This window comes from Cellulomonas fimi ATCC 484 (assembly GCF_000212695.1).
Classification (GTDB): domain Bacteria; phylum Actinomycetota; class Actinomycetes; order Actinomycetales; family Cellulomonadaceae; genus Cellulomonas; species Cellulomonas fimi.
On record NC_015514.1, the window covers coordinates 1,694,373 to 1,720,018 of the forward strand.

The window sequence follows — 25,646 nt, forward strand, 5'->3', positions numbered from 1 at the left end:
GGGTCGCCGGGGAGATCGCCGGCGGGGTCGACAAGGAGGTCCGGGGCGTGGTCCGGTCGTCGGACGCCGACCGCCGGGCGGTACCGTGAGCGCATGACCCGCGCCGCCACGCCCGCCCGTCCGTTCGGGGCCGTGCTCACCGCGATGGTGACGCCGATGACCCCCGACGGTGCCGTCGACCTCGGTGCGGCGGTCGAGCTGGCGAAGACGCTCGTCGCGCAGGGCAACGACGGCCTCGTGCTGAACGGCACCACGGGCGAGGCACCCACGACGCACGCCCCGGAGAAGGCCGAGCTGGTCCGCGCGGTCGTCGACGCGGTGGGTGACGACGCGTTCGTCCTCGCGGGCGCCGGCTCGAACGACACCGCGCACGCGGTCCGCATGGCCGAGCAGGCCGCCGAGGCCGGCGCGCACGGGCTCCTCGTCATCACCCCGTACTACTCGCGCCCGTCGCAGCCCGGCGTCGTCGCGCACTGCACCGCGATCGCCGACGCGACCGACCTGCCCGTGATGCTCTACGACGTACCCGGACGCACGGGCGTCCGGTTCGCGCAGGCGTCGCTCGACGCGCTCGCCGCGCACGACCGCGTCGTCGCCATCAAGGACGCCACCGGTGACGCGTACGCCGCGACCACCGCCGCCGCCCGCACCGGGCTCGCCTGGTACTCGGGCGACGACGGTGCGCTGCTCACGCTGCTCGCCGCGGGCGGCGTCGGCATCGTGTCCGTCACGGGCCACGTCGCCGGCACCCAGCTCGCCGCCGTGGTGCGTGCCTGGGACGCGTGCGACCACGCCGAGGCGCTGCGCGTGTTCCGCACCATCGTCCCCGCCATCGACGCGCTCAACGGCGCGGGCTTCCAGGCCGTCGCCGCGAAGGCCGCGTGCGAGCTGCTCGACCTCATCCCCACGCGGTCCACGCGCCTGCCGCTCGTGCCCGCGACCGACGACGAGCTCGACGCGATCCGGGACGGCCTGCGGGCCGCCGGGCTGCTCGACGTCGCGCTCCGCTGACCCCCAGGAGACCCATGAGCCACCCCCACCCCGAGCTCGGCCTGCCCCCGGCCCTCCCCGACGGCGCGCTGCGCGTCGTGGCCCTCGGCGGCCTCGGCGAGGTCGGCCGCAACATGGCCGTCCTCGAGTACGCCGGCCGGCTGCTGGTCATCGACTGCGGCGTGCTGTTCCCCGAGGACCACCAGCCCGGCGTCGACCTGATCCTCCCGGACTTCGACTACATCCGGGACCGGCTCGACGACATCGACGCGATCGTCCTCACGCACGGGCACGAGGACCACATCGGCGCCGTGCCGTACCTGCTGCGGCTGCGCCGGGACATCCCGCTCGTCGGCTCGCAGCTCACGCTGGCGTTCGTCGAGGCCAAGCTCAAGGAGCACCGCATCCAGCCGCTCACGCTGGCCGTGCGCGAGGGGCAGACGGAGACGCTCGGTGCGTTCGAGTGCGAGTTCGTCGCCGTGAACCACTCGATCCCGGACGCGCTGGCGGTCGCCGTGCGCACCGGTGCCGGCACCGTGCTGCACACGGGCGACTTCAAGATGGACCAGCTCCCGCTCGACGGTCGGATCACCGACCTGCGTGCGTTCGCGCGGCTGGGCGAGCAGGGTGTCGACCTGTTCATGGTCGACTCGACCAACGCCGAGGTGCCGGGGTTCGTCGCGCAGGAGCGCGGCATCGGACCGGTGCTCGACGCGGTGTTCGCGGAGTCGACCAAGCGCATCATCGTCGCGTCGTTCGCCTCGCACGTGCACCGTGTGCAGCAGGTGCTCGACGCCGCCGCCGCGCACGGCCGTCGGGTCGCGCTCGTCGGCCGCTCGATGGTCCGCAACATGGCCATCGCGTCCGACCTCGGCTACCTCAAGGTCCCGGACGGCGTGATCGTCGACCTCAAGGCCGTCGACGACCTGCCCGACGACGAGGTCGTGCTCATGTGCACGGGCTCGCAGGGGGAGCCCATGGCGGCCCTGTCGCGGATGGCGAACAACGACCACAAGGTCTCGGTGGGCCCCGGCGACACCGTGATCCTCGCGTCGTCGCTCATCCCCGGGAACGAGAACGCCGTGTTCCGGGTCATCAACGGCCTGACCCGCCTCGGCGCACGCGTCGTGCACTCGGGCAACGCGAAGGTGCACGTCTCGGGCCACGCGAGCGCCGGCGAGCTCCTGTACTGCTACAACATCCTGCGCCCGCGCAACGTCATGCCCGTGCACGGCGAGGTCCGGCACCTCGTCGCGAACGCGGCGCTCGCGGTGCAGACCGGCGTCCCCGCGGACCGGGTCGTCCTCGCGGAGGACGGCGTCGTCGTCGACCTGGTCGACGGGCGCGCCTCCGTCGTCGGCGCGGTGCCGTGCGGGTACGTCTACGTGGACGGCTCGAGCGTCGGCGGGATCACCGACGCCGAGCTCAAGGACAGGCGGATCCTCGGCGACGAGGGGTTCATCTCGATCTTCGCCGTGGTCAGCTCGGCCGACGGCAAGGTCCTTGCGGGGCCGCAGATCCACGCGCGCGGCTTCGCGGAGCAGGACGCGGTGTTCGAGGACATCCTCCCCGAGCTCACGCGGGCGCTCGAGGAGGCGGCGGCGCAGGGCGCGGTCGACACCCACCAGCTCCAGCAGGTCATGCGCCGGGTCGTGGGCCGCTGGGTGTCGAACCGGCTGCGCCGCCGGCCGATGATCATCCCGGTGGTCGTGGAGGCGTAGCCGCCCCGACGGCCACCGTCGCCTCGCCGGCGGGCCCGACCTTCGCGGTCGCGTCCGCCGGCGGCGCGGGGGCCCGGCGCGACGCCGCGGCGGACCCGACGAGGATCAGCGCGGTCGCGACGACGACCGCGAGCGTCACGGGCTCGTCGAGCACGAGGGCGCCGAGGACCACGGCGACGACCGGGTTGAGGTACGCGACGAGCGTCGAGCGTGCGGCGCCCACCTCGGCGATGAGCCGGAAGAACAGCACGAAGGCCAGCGCCGTGCAGACGGCTCCGAGCGCGGCGAGCGCGAGCAGCGCGTCGGTGCTCGGCCACGGGTGCGGACCGGTGACGGCGACGACGGGCGCGTAGGCGAGCGCCGTGAGCCCGAGGCACGCGGTCGTCAGCGGGATCGGCGGCACGTCGCGCAGCGCGCGGTCGGCGATCATCGGAGCCGTCGCGTAGCCGAGGGCGGCGAGCAGCACCTGCGCCACGGCCCACGGGTCGTCCGCGGCGGCGCCCGGCCCGAGCAGCATCGCGACACCGCCGAGGGCGATCAGCAGGCCGACCCAGCGGACGAGCGACACGTGCTCCTTGCCGACGACCCGGGACAGCACGACCGCGGCGATCGGCACGGTCGCGACCAGCAGACCCGTCATCGAGCTCGACAGCGTGCGCTCGGCGTTCGACAGCAGGATCCACGGCCCGACGATCTCGAGGACCGCGAACGCGACCACCGCCGGCCACCGGCCGCGCAGCGCACCCAGCCCGCCGCCGCGCAGCGCGAACGGCAAGAGCAGCAGGGCGCCCAGGCCGGTGCGCACGAGCACGAGCGTCGGGGGCGACACCTCGCCCACGGCGACCTTGATGAGCAGGTACGGGACGCCCCAGACGACGCCCATGACCAGCAGGAGGAGCCAGCCGCGGCGGCTCACGAGAGGGACCTGTGCAGGTGCGTGCACGTCATGCGGGCCACGCTAGGACGCACCACCGACACCGGTCCCCGTCATTCCTGCCGGAAGGCGGCGCGATGCTGCCGCGGGCTCGTGCGGAACCGGCGCGCGAAGTGCCCGCGCATCGACGCGGCCGACCCGAACCCGGCCCGCCGGGCGACGACCTCCACCGGGTCGTCGCCCTGCTCGAGCAGCGCCCTGGCCCGCGCGAGCCTCTGCTCGAGCAGCCACGCCGTCGGGCTGGTGCCCGTGCGGGCGCGGAACTGCCGCGTGAACGTCCGGCGCGACACGTGCGCGTGCCCGGCCCACGTGTCGAGGTCCAGCGGCTCGTCGAGCCGCTGCGTCGCCCACGCCATCGCACGCGCGACCGGGTCCGTGCCGTCGGCCGGTGCGACGGGCACGGGCACGAACTGCGCCTGGGACCCGTCCCGGTGGGGCGCGAGGACGAGCGAGCGCGCCACGTCGGCGGCGGCGTGCGCGCCGAGGTCGGTGCGCACCACGTGCAGGAGGCAGTCGAGCGCCGCGGCGACGCCCGCCGACGTCACGACGTCGCCCAGGTCGGACCACAGGACGTCCGAGCGGACGCGGACCGCCGGGTGGCGGCGGGCGAGCGTCTCGGCGGCGTGCCAGTGGGTCGCCGCCTCGCGACCGTCGACGAGCCCGGCGGCGGCCACGACGAACGCGCCCAGGCAGAGCCCGACGACCCGGGCCCCGCGCGCGTGCGCGGACCGTACGGCGTGGAGCAGCTCACCCGGCGGCTCGCGCGTCGGGTCCCAGCTCGGGAGCACGACGAGGTCTGCGCGCTCCAGCAGGTCGAGGCCGTGCCGGACGGTGACCTCGTAGCCCGCCTCGGTCGTCAGCGGGCCGGGCGACGGGGTGCAGACCTGCACGTCGTAGGCGGTGCCCCGCAGGGGACGGGCGCCCAGCACAGCCTGCGGGACGGCGAGGAGGAAGGGGCTGATGCCGTCGAACGCGACGACCGCGACGAGCCGGGGCACGCGCCCGAGCGTAGTGGCCCGATCCTGGCGACAGGTGTCCTGCGGGCCACTGTCCGACCCCGTGGGTCCGCGGGAGGCTCGACGCATGACGACGACGGCAGCCGGCGACCACGCCGACGACGAGCGCACCACCCCCGCACCGGTCGGCGTGGGGGCACGACCGGACGGCACGGCGACGGCCGCGCGCGCGGCGGCGAGCGGGGGAGCCGAGGCGACCTTCGTCGGCGGCCCGACGCTGCGCCTGCGGTACGCCGGCCTCACGTTCCTCACCGACCCGACGTTCGACGACGCCCCCGCGGAGTACCCGGGACCGGTGACGCTGCGCAAGCTCGTCGGCCCGGCCCTCGTGCCCGCCCAGGTCGGCCCGGTCGACGTCGTGCTGCTCTCGCACGACCAGCACGCCGACAACCTCGACGTCCGTGGTCGCGCGCTGCTCGCCGACGTGCCGCTCGTGCTCTCGACGCCCGACGCCGCCGCGCGTGTCCCGGGCGTCCGCGGCCTCGAGCCGTGGGAGGTGACGTCCGTCGGCGAGGGTGTGCGGGTGACCGCGGTGCCGGCGGTGCACGGCCCGCCCGGCGCGGAGGCGCTCAGCGGGCAGGTGACGGGGTTCGTGCTGCAGGCTCCGGGTGAGCCGACCGTGTACGTCTCGGGGGACAACGCGCAGGTCGACGTGGTGGCGCAGGTCGTCGAGCGCTTCCCGGACGTCGGCCTCGCGGTCCTGTTCGTGGGTGGCGCGGACGTCGGGAGGTTCGGGACCGAGCCGGTCACGCTCGACGCGCCGCGCGCGGTGGCGGCGACCGCGCTGCTCGCGGCGGCGCGCGTGGTGCCGGTGCACCACACGGACTGGGCCCACTTCGTCGACCCGCTGGACGCGTTCGTGGACGCCGCGCGGGCGGCCGGCCAGGCGGACCGCCTCGTCGTCCTCGAGCGGGGCGTCCCGACGGCCGTCTGACGCCGCGCCGGCGCGCTCAGGCGCGCTCGAGCCCGCGGAACTGCGCGAGACGCTCGTGCTCGACGTCGACGGCACGCTCGACGTCACGCGACCACGGCACCCAGGGATCGAGCTCGAGGCCGAGCCGCCGGCCGCGCGTCCGCGGACGCCACGTGCCGACCACGTCGCCGTCGACGAGCACCGCACCGGGCCGGCCGAGCACGGGCCACAGCGCGCGACGGTGCGCTGCGTCGGGGACGAGCGTCTCGCGGTCGCGCGACTGCAGGAACAGGTCGTACGGGCCGAGCAGCCGGACGACCGGAGCATCGTCCGCGGGGCCGGTCAGGTCGTCGACGTCGGCCTCGAGCAGCCCGCGTGCCGCGCCGTCGACGTCCACCTCCACCGCGTCGGCCGGCCAGTGCGCGCGGACGTCGGCGACGGGTGCGTCGAGGAACGTGGCCACCTGCTTGGCGTCGAGCGGACCCAGCAGGTGCAGCAGCAGGCGCACGGGGTCGAGCGCGTCCGGACGCGTCGACCGCCCGCGCTCGACGCTCCCGACACGAGCCGCGGGCCAGCCCGGGATGCGGCGCACCACGGGCGGGGACGTGCCGGGCACGAGCTCGAGCCCGCCGTGCAGGGCGGCGAGGCGGAACGTCATCTCCCACATGTGCGTGGCGCGGCACGCGCGGCACCAGCGCACGTACGGCTCGGGGAGCTCCTGCGTCATGCGGGTCGACAGGGCGCCCTTGGCCATGGGCTCGGTGACGACCGCGCGCATCGTGCGCGCGGCGTGCGCGAGGCCGTCCACGGGGCGGATCCCGGCCTCGCGCAGCGGCTTCGCGGCGTCGTAGACGCGCGACGCGGCGTCGGCGTCGGACCACGGGCGCAGGGCGGCCTGGACGTCGCGCAGCCGGTCACGGCGGTAGGCGTGCGGAGCGGCGCGCAGCGACCACACGAGCGCGAGGTCGTCCTCGGGCCACGCGCGTGCCCGGACGGGGACCCCGCGCACCGCGAGCGCCCACAGCGCGCCGTCGGGACCGGTGTCCTGCACCCCGAGGTCGAGCACGGCCGCGTCGGTCACCGCCCGGGCGGGGTCGAGGGGCCGGTCGAGCTGCTGGACACGCACGCGTCGGCGCAGCACCTGGTCACGGGTGACGGTCAGGAGTCCCACGCGCCCACCGTCCCACGGTGCACCGACACCGTCACGGGGCGGGCCCGGCAGTCGCCCACGATCCCGGCCACGAGCGCAGGGCGTGGTCGAGCCGACCGGGGCAGGCGGCGTCCCCCCAGGTGCGGCGGTCGCACGCGTCGGCGCGACACGCGGCGGGCGCACCCGGGGGCCGTCGGTGCGGCCGACTAGCGTGAGGACCATGGCGACCCGCACGTCCTCGTCCCGCTCGCGCTCCGGCGCGTCCGGCGGAGCCTCGTCGTCGCGTCAGGGCCGCCCCGCGACCCCGCGCGGCGGGTCGTCGCGCCCGTCCGGACGTGGCCCCGCACCCGCCCCGCCGCGCCCCGCGCTTCCCCTGCGGATGATCCGCGGGGTGTGGATGGGGTCGGCGCACCTGCTCGGGGGAGCGGCCCGCAAGGTCGGGCACGGCGCGCGCGACCTCGACCCCGCGCACCGCCGCGACGGCCTCGCGTTCACGCTGCTCGGCCTCGCGATCGTCATCGCCGCGCGCGAGTGGTGGAGCCTGTCGGGGACCGCGGGCGACGTCGTGCACGCGGTCGTCGCTGGCACGTTCGGCAAGGTCGGCGTCGTCGTCCCGGTCGTGCTGCTCGGGCTGTCGGTGCGCCTCATGCGGCACCCCGACCGCGTGCAGGCGAACTCCCGGATCAGCATCGGCCTCACCGCGATCACGCTCGCGGTCTGCGGTCTCGTGCACATCGCCGCGGGTCGCCCGAGCACCGACGACTTCCCCGCGCTGCGAACCGCCGGGGGCGTCGTCGGCTACCTCGTCGGGACGCCGCTCGCGAGCCTCCTCACCGCCGGGGTGGCCGTCGCCCTGCTGCTGCTGCTCGCGTTCTTCGGCGTGCTCGTCGTGACCGCCACGCCCGTGCACCAGATCGGCCCGCGCCTGCGGGACGTGTACCACCGGCTCACCGGGCACCACGAGGACGCGGTCGAGGACGACGACGCGCCCCTGGTCATCAACGCCGGCCACACCGCCCTGCCCGAGATCGAGGCCCCGAAGAAGCGCACGCCGCGGCTGCTGGGCCGGCGCAAGCGCGCCGAGCAGGTCGACGAGGCGGACGCGGACCGCCTCGAGGCGTACGTCGGCGACGAGGCGTTCGAGCGTGCCGCGATGGTCGAGAAGCTGCGGGCCGACGCGGAGGCCGCCGAGGCCGAGGCCGCCGAGCGTGCGCCCGTCACCGAGCCGACGGCCGTGGTGCCCGCGCCCACCGCGAAGGAGCTGCGCGCGCCCGAGCCCCGTCCCGTGCCGCGCGGCGAGCAGCCGATGCTCGAGGGCGACGTCCTCTACACGCTCCCGAGCGAGGACAGCCTCGCCAAGGGTGCGCCGCACAAGGTCCGCTCGGCCGCGAACGACCGGGTCGTGGAGTCGCTCACGACCGTCCTCGACCAGTTCGAGATCGACGCCAAGGTCACGGGCTTCACCCGCGGCCCGACCGTCACCAGGTACGAGGTCGAGCTCGGTCCCGCCGTCAAGGTCGAGCGCGTGACCGCGCTCAGCAAGAACATCGCGTACGCCGTCGCCAGCGCCGACGTCCGGATCCTGTCGCCGATCCCCGGCAAGTCCGCGATCGGCATCGAGATCCCCAACACGGACCGCGAGACGGTCTCCCTCGGCGACGTGCTGCGCTCGAGCGCCGCGAAGCGGTCCGAGCACCCGATGGTGATCGGGGTCGGCAAGGACGTCGAGGGTGGGTACGTCACGGCCAACCTCGCCAAGATGCCGCACCTGCTGGTCGCGGGCGCCACCGGCGCGGGCAAGTCGAGCTTCGTGAACTCGATGATCGTCTCGGTCCTCATGCGCGCCACGCCCGACGAGGTCCGCATGGTGCTCGTCGACCCCAAGCGCGTCGAGCTGACGATCTACGAGGGCATCCCGCACCTCATCACGCCCATCATCACGAACCCGAAGAAGGCCGCGGAGGCCCTCGAGTGGGTCGTGCGGGAGATGGAGGCGCGCTACGACGACCTCGCGATGTTCGGCTTCAAGCACGTCGACGACTTCAACACCGCCGTCCGGGCGGGCAAGGTCAAGCCGCTGCCCGGCTCCGAGCGCAAGATCGCGACCTACCCGTACCTGCTCGTGATCGTCGACGAGCTCGCCGACCTCATGATGGTCGCCCCGCGCGACGTCGAGGCGTCGATCCAGCGCATCACCCAGCTCGCGCGCGCCGCCGGCATCCACCTGGTGCTCGCGACGCAGCGCCCGTCGGTCGACGTCGTGACCGGTCTCATCAAGGCCAACGTGCCGTCGCGGCTCGCGTTCGCGACGAGCTCGCTGACCGACTCGCGCGTCGTGCTCGACCAGCCGGGCGCCGAGAAGCTCATCGGCCAGGGTGACGCGCTGTTCCTGCCGATGGGTGCCGCCAAGCCCATGCGCACGCAGGGTGCCTGGGTGTCGGAGTCCGAGATCCACGCGGTCGTCGAGCACGTGAAGAAGCAGCTCAAGCCCGTGTACCGGGAGGACGTCGCCGCCGCGCCCGCCAAGAAGCAGGTCGACGAGGACATCGGCGACGACCTCGACCTCCTCCTGCAGGCCGCGGAGCTCGTCGTGACCTCGCAGTTCGGGTCCACGTCGATGCTCCAGCGCAAGCTCCGCGTCGGGTTCGCCAAGGCCGGCCGCCTCATGGACCTGCTGGAGTCCCGCGAGATCGTCGGTCCCTCCGAGGGGTCGAAGGCGCGCGAGGTGCTCGTCCAGCCCGACGACCTGCCCGGCACGCTCGCGATGCTCCGCGGCGACCCGGGCGGCTCCGACGACGGCGCGCTCCCCGGGGACCCGCCGGTCGCGACCGACTACTTCGACGACGCCGAGGAGGAGGACGCGGGCCGCTGGTCCGGCGGCCGATGAGCGAGGTCCTCGCCGACCCCGCCGGGGTCGTCACGGCCGTGATCGCCGTCGTCGCGATCGCCGCGCTCGTGGCGGTCCTCGTCCTGCTGGCCCGCCAGCGCGCGCAGGTGCGCACCGCGAACGGGCTCCTCGAGCTGTCCCGCCAGCTGCGGCAGCGCTACGACGCGCTGCAGTCGGTGACGAAGGAGGGCGTGCTCGTCCAGTCGCTGTCCGGGCGCGTGCTCGACATGTCGGAGCGCGCCGCCGCGATCCTCGGCGTCGACGCCGAGTCGGCGACCGGGCGGCCCGTCACCGACCTGCCGCTCGTCCTCGTCAACGAGCAGGGGCTGTCCATGAACCCCGCGGCGGTGCTCGGCCACCGCGGACCGGTCCGCCCGTCCGGTCCGGGGGAGCCCGAGCTCGTCGGCGTCGCGTTCGCCGACCCCGAGGGCATGCACGTGCGCATGGTGCAGGTCGCGAGCCAGCTCGTGCCCGCGGGCGACGGCGAGAACCCCGCGGTCCTGACGACCCTCGTGGACGTGACCGGCCGGCGCGAGGTCGAGGCGGCGCTGTCGCGCTCGGAGACGCAGTTCCGCGTCGCCATGGAGAACGCACCGATCGGCATGGCGCTCGTCGACCTCGACTGGCGGATCGTCGAGGCCAACGCCGCGTTCGCGGAGCTGCTCGGCACGCGGGTCGACGCGTTGCGCGGCTACCCCATGGCCGACCTCGCGGAGCCCGAGGGGCGTGCCGCCGAGCGCGTCGAGGTCGACCGGCTCCTCGAGGGCGGCCTGCCGCGGTTCTCGCTCGAGCAGCAGTACGTGCGCGCCGACGGGCTGACCGTGTGGGTCGTGCTGGACGCGGCGCTCGTGCGCTCCGCGTCGGGCTCGCCCGACCACTTCGTGGTGCAGGTCAGGGACTCGACCGAGTCGCGGCTGCAGGCCGAGATGCTCACGCACCGGGCCATGCACGACCCGCTCACGGGCCTCGCGAACCGCACCCTCATGCAGGAGGTGCTGCAGTCCGTCCTCGAGCAGCCGGGGGTCGTCGACCGCGTCGCGGTCATCGCGTGCGACCTGGACGGGTTCAAGCAGGTGAACGACCGCTACGGGCACGCGGCGGGCGACGAGCTGCTGGTGCACGTCGCCGCGGTGCTGCGTGCCGCGACGGCGCGGCGCGGCACCGTCGCGCGCCTCGGCGGCGACGAGTTCGTCGTCGTGGTCCAGGACGCCGACGGGCCCCGTGCGGTGTTCGAGATCGCGGCCGCGATCCACGCGGGCCTCGTCGAGCCCGCCCGGATCGCCCGGCGGCGCGTCCAGGTCGCCGCGAGCATCGGGATCGCGCTCGCCGACCCCGAGACCGTCGAGGGCGGTGCGCCCGCGCTGCTCGCCGCGGCCGACGCCGCGCTGTACCGGGCGAAGGGCGCGGGCCGCGGCCGGACCGAGGTGTACGACTCGTCCATGGGCGTCGCGACGACGAGCAGCCTGCACCGTGAGCTCACCGACGCGATCGCGACGCGGCAGCTCGTCGTGCACTACCAGCCGATCGTCGATCTCGCGGACATGCGCGTCGTCGGCTACGAGGCGCTCGTGCGCTGGCAGCACCCGCACCGCGGCCTGCTGCTTCCCGGGGCGTTCCTGCCGCTCGTGCAGGAGGCCGGCATGTCGGTGCCGCTCGCGCAGTTCGTCGCGACCGAGGTCGTCGAGTTCGTGTCGCAGACGACGGACCGCACGCGCTGGGTGTCGATCAACGTGTCCGCGGACCAGCTCGGCGACGGCGAGTTCGCGACGACGCTGCTCGGCGAGATCAGCCGTCGCCGGGTCGCGGCGGGTCGCATCGTCGTGGAGCTCACCGAGTCCTCGCTCGTCGCGTCGGGGACGCGCATCCGGCACGAGCTCACGCAGCTGTCGGCCGCGGGCGTGCCCATCCTGCTCGACGACTTCGGCACCGGGGTCTCGCCGCTGTCGTACCTGCGCGACCTGCCCGTCGCGGGCGTCAAGCTCGACATGTCGTTCACCTCCGGGATCCCGGACGACCCGACCGCGGGCAAGGTGGCCCGCGCTCTCGGTGCCCTGGCGCGCGAGCTCGCGATGGTGACGATCGCCGAGGGCATCGAGCACGACGAGCAGGCGCGCTACCTGCACCGCAACGGCTGGCGGTACGGGCAGGGCTGGCTGTTCGGCGGCGCGCAGCCGGGGGACGTGTCCCGCTGAGGCCCGTGGCGCGGTCAGCCCGCGCTGCGCAGGACCACGACGGGCGGCGGCCCGCTCGGGGAGACCGGGACCCGCCGTTCCGGCGCCTGCGTCCCGACGGCGGCGACGACGCGCGCGGTCCGGTCCGTGACCTGGGCGGCCGACAGGGTCGCCGTGCCCTGCGGGACGTCGACGAGCGCGTGCACCCGGTGCCCGCCGCGACGGTCCACCGTCACGGGCGTCCACTCGACGGACGTCACCCGGGCGGGCCCGGCGGGGACCCCGCGGCCCGGGTCGGCGCCCGCGGCGCGGACGTGCGCCGTCAGGAGCAGCCCCGACGCGGTCTCGGGGGAGCAGCAGGCCTCGTCCTGGTTCGACAGCAGGTTCCCCAGGCCGTACGCGACCCACATGCCCTCACCCCGTGGGCCGCCGGGAAGCAGCGCGACCGGCTGGGGGACGTGCGCGTGGTGGCCGAGGACCAGGTCGACGACGCCGGAGTCGGCGAGCTGCTGGTCGATCGCGACCTGCTCCGCCGTCGGCTCCGTGCGGTACTCCGTGCAGCAGTGGATGCTCGCGACCACCAGGTCGGCCCCGGCTGCGCGCGCGGCGGTCGCGGCGGCGACGAGCGCGGGCACGTCGATGCGGTCGACCGACCACGGCTTGTCGGCGTCGACCGGCATCCCGTTCGTCCCGTACGTCGCGGCGAGGTGCGCCACGGTGACGCTCCGGCCGCCGCGCTCGAGGCGGTACAGCTGGGGCTGCGCCTGCTCGGCGGGTGTCCGCGCGGTGCCGACGTGCCCGAGGCCCGCGGCGTCGAGAGCGTCGAGCGTCGCGGCGACACCGGCGAACCCGCGGTCGACCGCGTGGTTCGACGCCGTCGAGCACCCGTCCCACCCGCCGTCCCGCAGCCCCTGCGCGAGCGACGCGACCGTGCCGAACAGGGGGTACCCGCTGGGTTCCGTACCCGCAGGGGCGACGGGCACCTCGACGTGGCACAGCGCGAGGTCGGCCGGCCGCACCCACCCGTCGAGCGGTGCGAGCAGCGGCGCGAGGTCGTACCCGCCCGTGGCCGTCCGCGCCGACGAGAGCACCGGCAGGTGCGGGAGGACGTCACCCGCCGCGACGATCGTCAGCTCGACGTCCGGGTCGGGTCCCCGCGGCGGCGTCGACGCGGTCGGCCCCGGGGCGCCCGCCGGGTCCGGCGCCGGGACGGGGCTCGCGGAGGCGGCGGGGACCGGGGCGGGAGTGGCGGCGGCGCCCGCCGGGTGCGTCCACGTCGTCGCGGTCGCACCCGCCGCGGCCGCGAGCGCCACCAGGACGCCGGCGGCGACGAGCGCCACCGGTGAGCGGCGGCGGCGGGCGCGGGCGTGATGCACGTCGGGACCGTAACGGCCGCCACGCCCGCCCCGACCGGGACCGCACGACACGTCACCCGACCGGACGTGCACCGACCGGCGCCGCGGCCCAACTACGCTGTCCGGGTGGTCGTCGACGCCGTGCCCTCCGCCTGGAACCTGGCGAACGCGCTGACGGTCGTCCGCATCCTGCTCGTGCCGTTCTTCGCGTGGGCCCTCCTGGCCGACGGCGGTCATACCGTCACCGGCCGGCTCGTCGCGACGGGCATCTTCGTGCTGGCCGCCGTGACGGACCGTCTGGACGGCTGGCTCGCGCGCCGCTCGGGCCAGATCACCGACCTCGGCAAGCTTCTCGACCCGATCGCGGACAAGCTGCTCGTGGGCAGCGCGCTGGTCCTGCTGTCGGCCCTCGGCGACCTGCCGTGGTGGGTGACCCTCGTGATCCTCGTGCGGGAGCTCGGCATCACGGCCATGCGGTTCTTCCTGCTGCGGTACGTCGTGCTCCCCGCGTCGCGCGGCGGCAAGCTCAAGACCGTGCTGCAGTCCGTCGCGATCGGCCTCTACCTGCTGCCGCTCGACCAGCTGCCCGACGCCGTGGGCGTCGTCGCCGCGGTCGTCATGGGAGCGGCGCTGGTCGTCACCGTCGTCACCGGCCTGGACTACGTGCGCACCGCGGTCCGGATCCGTCGCGCGGCGGCGGTGCCGCCCGCGGCAGGGGTCTAGGGCCGGCGGCGGTGGACGCATCCGCACCGGACGCAGCGGCGCTGCTCCACGAGCTCGAGCGCCGTGGCCGGACCCTCGCTGTGGCGGAGTCGCTCACGGGTGGCCTCGTCGCCGCGGCCCTCGTCGCCGTCCCGGGTGCGTCGACCGTGCTGCGCGGTGCCGTCGTCGCGTACGCGACCGACCTCAAGGCGGCGCTGCTGGGCGTCGACGCGGACCTGCTCGCGAGGCGAGGCGCCGTGGACCCCGACGTCGCCCGGCAGATGGCGTCCGGGGTGCGTGACCGGCTCGGGGCCGACGTCGGCCTCGCCACGACGGGCGTCGCGGGGCCGGCCGCGCAGGACGGGAACCCGCCGGGCACGGTGCACGTGGCGGTCGCGACACCCGCGGGGTGCGTCGTCCGTTCGCTGCGGCTCGACGGTGACCGGCCGCGCGTGCGCGCGTCCGCCGTCGACGCGGTGGTCCGGCTCGCCCTCGAGACGGTCGCGTCCGAGCCGTAGGGACGCTCGTCGCGTTCGCGCGGCCCCGTGGCGCGGGAACGCCCGGTGGGGCGGGATCGGGCGCGGGAACACCCGGTGGGGCGGGATCGTTGGAACGCTCGTGATGAGCACTCGACCCCCGGCCCGACGCACGCCCGCGCGTGTGGGAGGTGCGCGGTACGGTGGGAGTCTTCCGGCGCAGACCAAGCCGGGAGCGGTGGTGACGGGCCCTGCGAGGGTCCCGGCGCCGAGCGGTGGGCCGGCACGCGACACGAGAGGGGGAGCCCGGATGGTTGTGCTACGTCGAGAGATCGGCGACGTCCTGCGGGACGCGCGTCAGCGCCAGGGGCGCACCCTGCGTGAGGTGTCGTCTGCGGCCCGGGTCTCGCTGGGGTATCTCAGCGAGGTGGAGCGGGGGCAGAAGGAGGCGTCGTCGGAGCTGCTGAACAGCATCTGCGAGGCGCTGGACGTCCCGATGTCCCTCGTCCTGCGCGAGGTGAGCGACCGAGTCGCGGTGGCCGAGGGTCTGCTGATCCCCGACACCGTCCCGGCGGACCTCGCGGCCTCGGTCGGCGGCAACGCCGACGGCGGTTGGCAGCGGACCCGCGGGGAGCTTGCTCCGATCGGGTAGGTGCACGCCCGGCTCTGCCGGGCCTCACGGTCCGTGGACCACGGTCCGCGGACCGTGCTTTGCCCGCCTGCGTCCTGCGCGAGCACCCGACGACCAGCAGCGCGCACGCGCGGGCGGTGCGCCGGACGGGTGATCGACGCGTCCGCACTGTGGTCTCGCCCGGGTGAAAACCCGCGGTGGCCGACGCGACCCGTCAGCGCGGCGACGTCGCCGCGTCCCGGGCCTGGCAGCGCGGGCACCAGAAGACCGGCCGCGACATCGGCGCCGGCCGCGCCGACCCGACCGTGATCGGCGTCCCGCAGCGCACGCACGGCCGCCGGTTGCGACCGTGCACCCGCTCCGCCGGGCGGCCGCTCAGCACCGAGCGCTGCATGAGCCGTCGCGCGACCCGCAGCACGCGCCCGGGATCGGGCACCGCGTCCGCGGGGGTCCACGGCCAGACGCGCTCGGCGAACAGCGACTCCGCCATGAAGATCGTGCCGATCCCCGCCACGACCGTCTGGTCGAGCAGCACCTCGGCGACCGGCGTGGCACCGCGTGCGGCCCAGCGCCGCAGCGCCTCGTCGAGGTCGAACGGGTCGTCGAGCACGTCCGGCCCGAGGTGCCCGACCAGCGTCGCCTCGTCACGCGTCGGGACGACGTCGAGCATGCCGAGCAGGAGGCCCAACGCGGTCCAGCGCTCCGTCGCCAGCAGCGCTCGCACGCGGGTGGAGCGGCCCTGCGCCGCGGACGAGCCCGTCGGCTCCACCCGCCACGTCCCGTCCATCCGCAGGTGCGTGTGCAGGGTCCGGCCGTCGTCGAACCGCGTCAGCAGGTGCTTGCCGTACGGGCGCGTGCCGAGCACGGTCCGGCCGACCAGGTCGACCGTCGCGGCGGTCGGCCAGCGCAGCTCGGCGCGCACGAGCGGCGTCCCGACGAGCGCGGCGTCGAGCCGGGCCGCGGTCCGGCGCAGCACGTCACCCTCGGGCATCGACGCCCCGTCCCGGGTCGATCGCCCGCGCAGCGGCGGGCCGGGCGGCGCCCGCGCCCGCGGCTCCAGGGGCGTGCACGCCTGCCCGCGCAGCACCGGCCGGCGGGGCCCTCACGACTGTCCCCGCAGCCGCAGGCCGCGCGGCGTCGGGGCGAACCCCGCGGCGACGAGCGCGCGACCGACCGGGCCGTGCAGCGCGCCGTCCGCGAGCACCTCCGCGCCGTCGAGCCGACTCACCGTGAGGCGTCCGGTGTGCCGGGTCCGGACGGCCTCGGCGAGCCCCTGCGCGGCGGCCGCGAGCGCCGGCTCGTCGTCGACGAACGACAGCGCGGTGCGCCCGCCCCGCTCCAGGTACAGCACCAGGGCGCCGTCGACGAGCACGACGAGCGCTCCGGCCTTGCGGCCGGGACGGTGCCGACCGGTCACCCCCGAGGCCCCGACCGCGCCCGTCCCGGAGGTGGGCCCACCACCCACGCCGGGCCCGGCGGGCGGGCGTTCCGCTGCGGGCCAGGCGAGCGCCGCGCCGTAGGGGTTCGCCGGGTCCGTCGCGGCGAGCACGACGACGACGGCGTCCGTGTCGGGCGACGCCGACGTCGTCGGACCCGGGTGCGCCCATGCGTCGCCCGGAGCGTCACGGCTGTCGGCGGCGCGCTCGGCGGCGCGGTCCACCACCTGCGCGTCGACCCGGAGCCGGTCGACCGCCCCCGGCAGGGCGAACTGCGACCCCCCGAGTCGTTCCACGAAGTAGCCGCGGCGGACCTGCCCGCCGTTCTCGAGCGCGCTCAGCACGCGGTAGACGTCCGTGAACCGTGCGCCCAGCCCCTCGGACGGCGCCACGGCCCGCGTGAGGACGCCGTGCCGGTCGAGGAGCTGCGCCGCCGTGGCGTGCGCGCGCAGGGTCGGGTCGGGCTCGCGCTGCGGAAGCAGCGACCAGCGTCCGCCGGCCGACGCCGGACCGTCGAGCGCCGTCGCGCCCGCGCCGGGGACGCGCAGACCGGCCCGCAGCCCCAGGCGCGGGCGCAGCGCCCGGCCGCGCGGTGCGGGCGCACGGCTGCGGTGCGCGGTGGACCCCGAGCCGAGCCACGCGCGCAGCGGGGCGAGCGAGTCGTTGGTCACGAGCCCCGCCCACACGAGGTCCCAGACGGCACCGGCGACGTCCGTCCCGGACGGCGGGGGGACGCCGTCGTCGGTGGGCAGCGTGGTGCGCACCCGTTCGACGAGCTGGTGCAGGAACCAGGCCCCGCCGCCCGTGAGCGCGTCGAGCACGGCTGCGTGCAGCGGCGTCGCCGTCGGGTCGTCGCCGTCACGGTCCCGTGCCGGGGGCAGCGTGAGGTCGGCCACGGACGTCGGGTGGAGCGACACCAGGCCGTCGTGCCCGGCGAGCGCGCCGTGCCCCGCCCACAGCACCTCGCCGGCCGCCGTGAGCTCGTCGAGCATCGCGGGTGCGTAGTCGGGCACGCGCGCGGGCAGGACGTGCGTCTCCCACGCGGACGCCGGCAGGGACACCCCCGCGAGCTGCTCGACGACGCGGGCGACGCCGTCGACGCCGCGCAGCCCGGGCGAGCCGGACGAGCGGCCCGGCAGCCGCGCCGGCTGCACCCCCTGCCATCGTGGCAGGAAGACCCCGAGCGCCTGCGGGTCGACGGGCTCGACCTGCGCGCGCAGCGCGGCGAGCGACCGGCGGCGCAGCGTGCGCAGGACCTGGGCGTCGCAGAACTCGTCGCCCGTGCCACCCAGCTCGTCGGGGCGCAGACGACCCTGGACGAGGACGCCGGCCGTCTCCAGCCGGCGCAGCGTCTCCGTGACCACGGCGACGCCCACGCCGAACCGTGCCGCCGCCGACGCGGCCGTGAAGGGGCCACGGGTGCGGGCGTGCCGGCGCAGCAGGTCGCCGACGGGATCGGGGACGAGCTCGGTGAACACCTCCGGCACACCGACGGGCAGGGCCACGCCGAGCGCGTCGCGCAGCCGCCCCGCGTCCTCGACGGCTGCCCACTGGTCCGCGCGCTCGGGCGGCAGCCCGCCGAGGCGCACCCGGATCGCCCGGCGTGCCGCCGCGAGCTCGGTGAGCCAGGTGGGGACGTCGGCGCGGTGCTCCTCGACGACGCGCAGCGCCGCCTCGTCGGCGGTCACCGGGCCGTGCCGGCGCAGCACGTCCGCGAGGCCCTCCACGGACCGGACCAGGCGGTCGGGTGCGGTGCCCGCGAGCTCCGCCTCCGTCCGGACCACCGCGGCCGGGTCGAGGAGGTCGGCGAGCTGGGACTCGCCGCCCTGCCCCAGCAGCTCGGCCAGGAGCGTCGGGTCGAGCGTGAGGGCCGCGGCGCGCCGCTCGGCCAGCGGGGCGTCGCCGTCGTAGAGGAACTGCGCGGTGTAGCCGAACAGCAGCGCCTGCGCGAACGGCGACGGCTGCGGCGTGGTCACCTCGACGACCCGCACGCGCCCCGAGCCGATGTCGCGCATCAGGCCCGTGAGCGCGTCCGTGTCGAAGTCGTCCTGCAGGCACTCCCGGACGGCCTCGAGCAGGATCGGGAAGTCCGGGTACTGCGCGGCGACCTGCAGCAGCTGCGCCGCGCGCTGCCGCTGCTGCCACAGCGGCTGACGACGGTCCGGGCGCCGGCGCGGCAGGAGCAGCGCACGGCTCGCGGCCTCGCGGAACCGCGCGCCGAACATCGTCGACGACGCGAGCTCCGTGCGTACGACGTCGAGGACCTCCTCCGGCTCGAGCAGGAGGTCGCTCAGCTCGATGCCCGGACCGTCGGCATCGGCCCCGTCCCACGGCTCGTCGCCCGCGTCGAGCACGTCCGGCAGGCGCAGCACGATCCCGTCGTCGGCGTGCATCGCCGCCGCGTCGACGCCGTACCGCTCGCGCAGCCGCGCGCCCACCACGACCGCCCACGGTGCGTGCACCCGCGCGCCGTACGGGGAGTGCAGCACCACGCGCCAGTCCCCGAGCTCGTCGCGGAACCGCTCGACCACGAGCACGGCGTCCGTGGGCAGCTCGCCGGTGGCCGCGCGCTGCTCCGCGAGATAGGTGAGCAGGTTGTCGGCGGCCCACGGGTCCAGGCCTGCGGCCTCGACGCGGTCGCGCGCCGCCGCCTCGGGCAGCGTGCCGAGCTCGCGCACCCACGCGCCCATCGCCCGGCCCAGCTCCGCGGGGCGGCCCTGCGAGTCGCCCTTCCAGAACGGCAGGCGCCCGGGGACGCCCGGGGCGGGGGACACGAGCACCCGGTCGGGCGTGATGTCCTCGATGCGCCACGTCGACGAGCCCAGCGTGAACGTGTCGCCGACGCGCGACTCGTAGACCATCTCCTCGTCGAGCTCGCCGACCCGGCGGCCCCCTCGGACACGGCCCCCCGCGCGCTCCGCGTCGACGGGCACGTCCTCGGTCGCGGCACCGCTCGCGAGGAACACCCCGAACTGTCCACGGTCGGGGATCGTGCCGCCGCTCGTCACCGCGAGCCGCAGTGCCCCGGGGCGGGCCGTGAGCACGTCGGTGACGCGGTCCCACACCAGGCGGGGGCGCAGCTCCGCGAACTCCTCGCTGGGGTAGCGGCCCGCGAGCATGTCGAGCACGGCCCGCAGCGTCGCGTCGCCGAGCGTCGCGAACGGCGCCGCGCGGCGCACGACCGCCGCCAGGTCGTCGACGGACCAGTCGTCGACCGCGACCATCGCGACGACCTGCTGCGCGAGCACGTCGAGCGGGTTGCGCGGCACGGACATGGGCTCGAGGACGCCGTCGCGCATCCGTTCGGCGGTGACGGCCGCGGGCACGAGCTCGCCGCGGAACGTGGGGAACACGACACCGCGCGAGACGGCCCCGACCTGGTGCCCGGCCCGGCCGACGCGCTGCAGCCCGCTCGCGACCGACGGTGGCGTGCCGACCTGGACCACGAGGTCGACCGCTCCCATGTCGATGCCGAGCTCGAGCGAGCTGGTCGCGACGACCGCGGGCAGCCGGCCGGCCTTGAGCTCGGACTCGGTGCGGGTGCGCTCCGCGCGGCTCATCGACCCGTGGTGCGCGCGAGCCAGGATCGTCGCCGCGTCCCGCGTGTCGACACCCACCGCGGTGCCCGACTGCGCGGGGACGGCGGCGACCTGGAGCGTCCCGGGGTCCGGCACGTCGACGCCCTGGCGCCCCGCCCACACCTCGTTGATCCGCGACGTCAGGCGCTCGGCTCCGCGGCGGGAGTTCGTGAACACGAGGGTCGAGCGGTGACGCGCCACGAGGTCGACGACGCGCTCCTCGACGTGCGGCCAGATGGACGGGCGCACGAGCGGCCGGTCCGCGGTGCCCGTCAGGTCGGCACCCGGCGCCTCGTCGCCGGCGCCCGGGCCCGACGGGACCGCGAGCTCGGTGAGGTCCGGCACGGGCACGACGACGTCCACGTCGATCCGCTTCGTCGACGGCGGCTGCACGACCCGGACCGTGCGTCCGCCCGCGGCGGCGGCCCGCGCGCCGCCCAGGAACTCGGCGACCGTCTCCACGGGGCGGACCGTCGCCGACAGGCCGATGCGCTGCGCCGGCCCGGGCCCGTCCGGGCGGTCGAGCAGGGCGTCGAGCCGCTCGAGCGACAGCGCCAGGTGCGCGCCGCGCTTGGTGCCCGCGACCGCGTGGATCTCGTCGACGATGACCGTGCGCACGCCCGACAGGCCCGAGCGGGCCGCGGACGTCAGCACGAGGTACAGCGACTCGGGCGTCGTGATGAGGATGTCCGGCGGCCGTGTCGCGAACGCGCGCCGCTCCGCGGGCGGCGTGTCTCCCGTGCGGATCCCCACCGACACGTCGGGCAGCGTGCGGCCGAGGCGTGCGGCGGCCTGCCGGATCCCGACCAGGGGCGAGCGCAGGTTCCGCTCGACGTCCGTCGCGAGCGCCTTGAGCGGCGAGACGTACAGCACGCGGCAGCGGGCGGCCGGGTCGGGCGGCGACTCGTCCGTGAGGAGCCCGTCGAGCGCCCACAGGAAGGCGGCGAGCGTCTTGCCGGAGCCCGTCGGCGCCACGACGAGCGCGTGCTCGCCGCCCGAGACCGCGGCCCACGCGCCCTCCTGCGCGGCCGTGGGCTGCTCGAACGCGCCCTCGAACCACGACCGCGTCGCGTCGGAGAACCTCGGGAGCACCACCGCGACATCGTGTCAGGTGGCGCCCACACCCGCCGTGCGGCGCTCGCACGTCCACCCGCCGCGGGTGCGCGCCGGCGGCGGTACGGGTGGCAGGCTGTCGCCGTGAGGTACCGCGAGTTCTGGGAGCTGGTCGACGACGTCCTCGGCAGCGCCGAGGGCCGTGGCCTGGTGCGCGAGCTCGTGCTCGACGAGCTGGGGCAGCGCACGGCGCAGCAGGCGCTCGACGACGGGGACGAGCCCCGCAGCGTGTGGCACGCGCTGTGCGACGCGCTGCAGGTGCCCGACGCCGCCCGCTGGGGCAGCGACCCGCACCGCGCGGCCCCGCCCCGGCGCTGAGGTCCGCGCCCGTGACCGTCGAGGCCGCACCCGCCCGCCCGCCGCGGCGGTGGGTGCCCACGCTCGCGGACGTGGGCGACGTCGCACTGAGCCTGGCCACCACGGCCCTGGGTCTCGCGGTCGCGATCGCGCTCGTCGACGGCGTGGCCGCGACGTCGCCGCTCTCGGTCGTCCTCGTCGCGCTCGCGGTCGGCGTGGGCGACCTGCTGCTGCGCGCGCCGCTGCGCTGGTTCGCCGCCGCGGCCGGAGCCATGGGGGCGCTCGCGGCGGGGCTGCTCGTCCAGGTCGCCGTCGCGTGGGTCGCCCTGGCGTACGTCCCGGGGATCGCGCTCGACTCCGCGTGGGCCACGGCCGCGGTGCTCGTGCTGACAGCGGTCGTCATGGCGGCCGCGCGGTGGGTGTGGGGTGCGAACGACAGCGACTACGTCATCGCCGACGTCCTGCGCCGGGCGCGGCGGCGCGCGCGACGCGCGGGCGCGCGGCCCGACGACGGTGCGCGCGAGGCGGGGCTGCTCGTCGTCCAGCTCGACGGCGTCGCGGAGCCCGTCCTGCAGCAGGCGATCGAGGCGGGGCTCGCGCCGACGGTGCAGCGCTGGCTCACCGACGGCACGCACCGGCTCGAGCGCTGGTGGGCGCGCGTGCCGTCGACCACGCCGGCCAGCCAGGCCGGCCTCCTGCACGGCGACTCGACGCAGATCCCGGCGTTCCGCTGGTGGGACCGGGGCCTGGGGCGGCTCGTCGTGACGAACCACCCCGTCGACGCCGCGCTCGTCGAGGCCCGGCTCACGACCGGCAAGGGTCTGCTCGCCGGCGGCGGCACGGCGGTCTCGACGATGTTCTCCGGCGACGCGTCGGCCGCGTACGTCGTGATGAGCCGCGCCCGGACCCGGGGGCCGGACGGCGAGCGCGCCGGTCTCGGTCCGGGCCCGTCGTTCCTGCGGTTCTTCGCGAGCCCGTTCGTGCTCGCGCGCGCGGTGAGCCTGTCGCTGGGCGAGATGGTCAAGGAGCTGTACCAGGCCCGCCGGCAGCGGGTGCGCGACGTGCGGCCGCGCATCTCGCGTGGCGGCTGGTACGTCGTCCTGCGGGGCGTGACGAACGTGCTCATGCGCGACCTGAGCACGTCCCTCGTCGCCGAGGCGCTCATGCGCGGCGACCCGACGGTCTTCGTCGACCTCGTGGACTACGACGAGATCGCGCACCACGCGGGGCCCACGCGTCCGGAGTCGATGCGCGCGCTGGAGGGCCTGGACCGGGTGCTGCACACCCTCGAGCAGGTGGTCGCGGTGGCGCCGCGCGCGTACCGCGTGGTCGTGCTGTCCGACCACGGGCAGGCCCTCGGGGCGACCGCGCAGGACGTGGAGGGGCGCAGCCTGCTCGACACCGTCCGCGCGCTCATGGCGGCACCGGCGGCCCCCGGCGTGCAGAGCGCGACGGGCGAGGACTGGGGGCCGCTCAACGCCCTGCTGACCAGCGCGTTCGGCGGCGGGCGCGCGACGACGGTCGTGGGTCCGGACGCCCGCGACGGGCGCGACGCCGCTCGCTCCGGCGAGGTCCCCGAGGTCGTCGTGGTCGGGTCGGGGAACCTGGGGCTGGTGTGGTTCCCGCGCACGCCGCGCCGGCTCGCGCTCGAGGACGTGCAGGAGCGGTGGCCGGGCCTCGTCGCGGGGCTCGCCGCCCGGCCGACGGTCGGCGTCGTCGTCGCGGACACGCGCGACCGGGGCCTCGTCGCGGTCGGTGCGCGCGGGCTGCTGCTCCTCGAGCAGGACGGCGCGGTCGCGGAGGGTGAGGACCCCCTGGCGCCCTACGGGCCGCGCGGCCGGGCCGACCTGGTGCGGGCCGCGCGGCTCGCGCACAGCGGCGACCTGCTCGTCGTGTCCACGGTGTCGCAGCGCGGGCACGTGCACGCGTTCGAGGGCCAGGTCGGGTCGCACGGCGGCATCGGGGGGGACCAGAACCACGCGCTGCTCCTGCACCCGACCGACTGGGGCGTCGACGACGACCTGCGCGACGACGTCGGCGACGCGCGGCTGCTGGTCGGGGCGGAGGCGGTGCACGCCCAGCTCCTGCGCTGGGCGTCGGCCGCGGGGCTGCGGCCGTGACGGCCGGCGGGGTGCGCGTGCGGTGGCTCGGCCACGCCACGACGGTCCTGGACCTCGACGGCGTCCGGCTGCTCACCGACCCCCTGCTGCGCGGGCACGCGGGACTGCTGCGGCGCCGCGGCGCTGCTCCGGACCCCGACCACTGGGCGGGTGCCGACGCCGTCCTCGTGTCCCACCTGCACCACGACCACGCCGAGCTGGGCTCGTTGCGGCAGCTTCCCGGCGTGCCCGTCCTGACCGCGCCGTCGAACGCGCGCTGGATGCGGGGCCGCGGCGTCGAGGCGGCGCTGGGCGTGCCGGACCACGTGTGGTGGACGGTGCCGGGCAGCGAGGTGCGGGTGCGGCTCGCGCCCGCGGTGCACGGGGACCGGCCGATGCCGCACCGCCCGAACACCGCCCACGGGTTCCTCGTCGACGCGCCGTCCGCGCGCGTGTGGTTCGCGGGGGACACCGCACCGTTCGCCGCGATGCACGACCTGCCCGCGCTGCTCGGCGGCCCGGTGGACGTGGCGCTGGTGCCCGTCGGCGGGTGGGGGCCGCGCCTGTCGGGCGGGCACATGGACGCCCACCAGGCGGCGCGGGCCTGTGCCGCGGTGCACGCGCGCGCCGCGGTGCCCGTGCACTGGGGCACGCTGCACCCGCCCGCGTCGCGGCGGCTGCCCCCGGGGTGGATGGACCGCGCGGGGCCGGCGTTCGCGGCAGCGGCGGCCCGGCTCGCGCCCGGGTGTCGCGTGCACGTCCTGGCGCCGGGCGAGCAGGTCCGGCTCGCCGGGCGCGACGGCGACCCGGCGGACGGGCCGGCAGGCCGTGCTCCCGACCGGCTCGACGGGCCCGGCCCGCAGCGGCACGCGGACGGTCCCTGACCCGCGTCGGTCGAGGGCCCGGCCGTGCGGACGGGATCGGACGACACGCCGTCGGCGTGTCGCCGTCGTCGAACACCTGTTCGGGTACTGTGGTCCGTGGGTGATCGGCGACCGAGCCGTCCACCGCCCCTCCCGGCCTCGTCCGGGTCCCCAGGGCGGGTGGCGCAGCGGTCGGGATGTCGGTGGTCGGGCATACGTTCACCCGCGACGAAGACCAGCCCCCGCAGGCGCAGCCGGACGCTGCACGAGACGACGAGGTGGGAACATGCCCGCACCCCAGGACCGCGAGAAGGCCCTCGAGGCCGCCCTCAGCCAGATCGACCGCCAGTTCGGCAAGGGCTCGATCATGCGCCTCGGCGACGAGGGGCGCCCGCCCGTCGAGGTGATCCCGACCGGCTCCATCGCGCTCGACGTGGCGCTCGGCATCGGCGGCCTGCCGCGCGGCCGCATCATCGAGGTGTACGGCCCCGAGTCCTCCGGCAAGACGACCGTCGCGCTGCACGCGGTCGCGAACGCCCAGAAGGCGGGCGGCATCGCGGCCTTCATCGACGCCGAGCACGCGCTGGACCCGGAGTACGCCAAGAAGCTCGGCGTCGACACCGACGCGCTGCTCGTGTCGCAGCCGGACACCGGTGAGCAGGCGCTCGAGATCATGGACATGCTGATCCGCTCCGGCGCGATCGACATCATCGTCATCGACTCCGTCGCTGCCCTCGTGCCCAAGGCGGAGATCGAGGGCGAGATGGGCGACAGCCACGTCGGTCTGCAGGCCCGCCTGATGTCGCAGGCGCTGCGCAAGATCACCGGTGCCCTCAACGCGTCCGGCACGACGGCGATCTTCATCAACCAGCTGCGCGAGAAGATCGGCGTCTTCTTCGGCTCCCCGGAGACGACGACCGGTGGCAAGGCGCTCAAGTTCTACGCGTCCGTCCGCATGGACATCCGCCGCATCGAGACCCTCAAGGAGGGCACGGACGCGGTCGGCAACCGGACCCGCGTGAAGATCGTCAAGAACAAGATGGCCCCGCCGTTCAAGCAGGCCGAGTTCGACATCCTCTACGGCGTCGGCATCTCCCGTGAGGGCAGCCTCATCGACCTCGGCGTCGAGCACGGCTTCGTGCGCAAGTCGGGTGCCTGGTACACGTACGAGGGCGACCAGCTCGGCCAGGGCAAGGAGAACGCGCGCAAGTTCCTGCGCGACAACCCCGACCTGGCCGACGAGATCGACAAGAAGATCAAGGAGAAGCTCGGCATCGGGGCACGCCTCGACGCGCCGGCGGACGTGCCGCCGCC

Annotated in this window: 17 protein-coding genes and 1 pseudogene; 12 read left to right on the forward strand and 6 right to left on the reverse strand. The window is 76.0% G+C overall.

Translation table 11 applies throughout. The annotated features are described in order from the left end of the window. Nucleotides 1-93: 93 nt before the first annotated feature. Nucleotides 94-1,011 carry a 4-hydroxy-tetrahydrodipicolinate synthase gene (gene dapA / locus CELF_RS07805; protein ID WP_013770711.1) on the forward strand — a complete coding sequence of 306 codons (918 nt, stop codon included), beginning with the start codon at nt 94-96 and terminating at the stop codon, nt 1,009-1,011. Between the two features lie 14 nt (nt 1,012-1,025). Further along, nucleotides 1,026-2,711: a ribonuclease J gene (locus CELF_RS07810; protein WP_013770712.1), complete on the forward strand. Its 1,686-nt coding sequence runs from the start codon at nt 1,026-1,028 to the stop codon at nt 2,709-2,711. Here CELF_RS07810 and CELF_RS07815 read toward each other — a convergent pair. Further along, nucleotides 2,686-3,627, reverse strand: coding sequence for a DMT family transporter (locus tag CELF_RS07815; protein ID WP_013770713.1), 942 nt, complete (start codon nt 3,625-3,627; stop codon nt 2,686-2,688). The two genes, CELF_RS07810 and CELF_RS07815, sit on opposite strands and share 26 nt — an antisense overlap. Before the next feature lie 71 nt (nt 3,628-3,698). Beyond that, nucleotides 3,699-4,643, reverse strand: a complete 945-nt coding sequence (locus CELF_RS07820; RefSeq protein ID WP_013770714.1) for a GlxA family transcriptional regulator — start codon at nt 4,641-4,643, stop codon at nt 3,699-3,701. Between the two features lie 85 nt (nt 4,644-4,728). Between CELF_RS07820 and CELF_RS07825 the strand changes: the two genes are divergently transcribed. Then, the gene (locus CELF_RS07825) at nt 4,729-5,595 is read left to right on the forward strand and encodes an MBL fold metallo-hydrolase (RefSeq protein WP_013770715.1); all 867 of its coding nucleotides are present in this window, start codon (nt 4,729-4,731) and stop codon (nt 5,593-5,595) included. A 16-nt stretch (nt 5,596-5,611) separates the two neighbouring features. Here CELF_RS07825 and CELF_RS07830 read toward each other — a convergent pair whose 3' ends face one another. Beyond that, the gene (locus CELF_RS07830) at nt 5,612-6,745 is read right to left on the reverse strand and encodes a DNA glycosylase AlkZ-like family protein (protein ID WP_013770716.1); all 1,134 of its coding nucleotides are present in this window, start codon (nt 6,743-6,745) and stop codon (nt 5,612-5,614) included. Between the two features lie 199 nt (nt 6,746-6,944). Between CELF_RS07830 and CELF_RS07835 the strand changes: the two genes are divergently transcribed. Beyond that, on the forward strand, nt 6,945-9,611 hold the full coding sequence (locus CELF_RS07835) for a DNA translocase FtsK (RefSeq protein WP_083835703.1): 2,667 nt from the start codon (nt 6,945-6,947) through the stop codon (nt 9,609-9,611). Continuing rightward, on the forward strand, nt 9,608-11,803 hold the full coding sequence (locus CELF_RS07840; protein ID WP_013770718.1) for a putative bifunctional diguanylate cyclase/phosphodiesterase: 2,196 nt from the start codon (nt 9,608-9,610) through the stop codon (nt 11,801-11,803). Before CELF_RS07835 ends, CELF_RS07840 begins: the two co-directional genes overlap by 4 nt. 14 nt (nt 11,804-11,817) lie before the next feature. On the opposite strand, the gene CELF_RS07845 is transcribed toward CELF_RS07840, so the two are convergent. Next, entirely contained in the window at nt 11,818-13,158 is a 1,341-nt protein-coding gene (locus CELF_RS07845) for a CapA family protein (protein WP_232014320.1), read from the reverse strand. Here CELF_RS07845 and pgsA point away from each other — a divergent pair. The 3 genes from pgsA (at nt 13,153) to CELF_RS07860 (ending at nt 14,967) form a co-directional block, all read left to right on the forward strand. Then, on the forward strand, nt 13,153-13,860 hold the full coding sequence (gene pgsA / locus CELF_RS07850; RefSeq protein WP_013770720.1) for a CDP-diacylglycerol--glycerol-3-phosphate 3-phosphatidyltransferase: 708 nt from the start codon (nt 13,153-13,155) through the stop codon (nt 13,858-13,860). The two genes, CELF_RS07845 and pgsA, sit on opposite strands and share 6 nt — an antisense overlap. Nucleotides 13,861-13,871: 11 nt before the next feature. Next, nucleotides 13,872-14,357, forward strand: a complete 486-nt coding sequence (locus CELF_RS07855) for a CinA family protein (RefSeq protein ID WP_013770721.1) — start codon at nt 13,872-13,874, stop codon at nt 14,355-14,357. 268 nt (nt 14,358-14,625) lie between these two features. After that, complete coding sequence (locus CELF_RS07860; protein ID WP_013770722.1) at nt 14,626-14,967, forward strand: helix-turn-helix domain-containing protein; 342 nt, start codon at nt 14,626-14,628, stop codon at nt 14,965-14,967. A gap of 193 nt (nt 14,968-15,160) precedes the next feature. On the opposite strand, the gene CELF_RS07865 is transcribed toward CELF_RS07860, so the two are convergent. Beyond that, entirely contained in the window at nt 15,161-15,937 is a 777-nt protein-coding gene (locus CELF_RS07865; protein ID WP_013770723.1) for a DNA-formamidopyrimidine glycosylase family protein, read from the reverse strand. A 111-nt stretch (nt 15,938-16,048) separates the two neighbouring features. Next, nucleotides 16,049-21,055, reverse strand: coding sequence for an ATP-dependent helicase (locus tag CELF_RS07870; protein ID WP_013770724.1), 5,007 nt, complete (start codon nt 21,053-21,055; stop codon nt 16,049-16,051). A gap of 102 nt (nt 21,056-21,157) precedes the next feature. On the opposite strand from CELF_RS07870, the gene CELF_RS07875 reads away from it, so the two are divergent. From CELF_RS07875 to recA, 4 genes and pseudogenes are all read left to right on the forward strand, one after another. Then, nucleotides 21,158-21,391, forward strand: a complete 234-nt coding sequence (locus CELF_RS07875; RefSeq protein WP_013770725.1) for a DUF3046 domain-containing protein — start codon at nt 21,158-21,160, stop codon at nt 21,389-21,391. Between the two features lie 11 nt (nt 21,392-21,402). Continuing rightward, nucleotides 21,403-23,490, forward strand: coding sequence for an alkaline phosphatase family protein (locus CELF_RS07880; RefSeq protein ID WP_013770726.1), 2,088 nt, complete (start codon nt 21,403-21,405; stop codon nt 23,488-23,490). Beyond that, nucleotides 23,487-24,353, forward strand: a complete 867-nt coding sequence (locus tag CELF_RS07885) for an MBL fold metallo-hydrolase (RefSeq protein ID WP_013770727.1) — start codon at nt 23,487-23,489, stop codon at nt 24,351-24,353. Before CELF_RS07880 ends, CELF_RS07885 begins: the two co-directional genes overlap by 4 nt. Nucleotides 24,354-24,618: 265 nt before the next feature. After that, nucleotides 24,619-25,632: pseudogene (gene recA, locus CELF_RS07890) on the forward strand (recombinase RecA); the annotation flags it as partial. Nucleotides 25,633-25,646 lie beyond the last annotated feature (14 nt).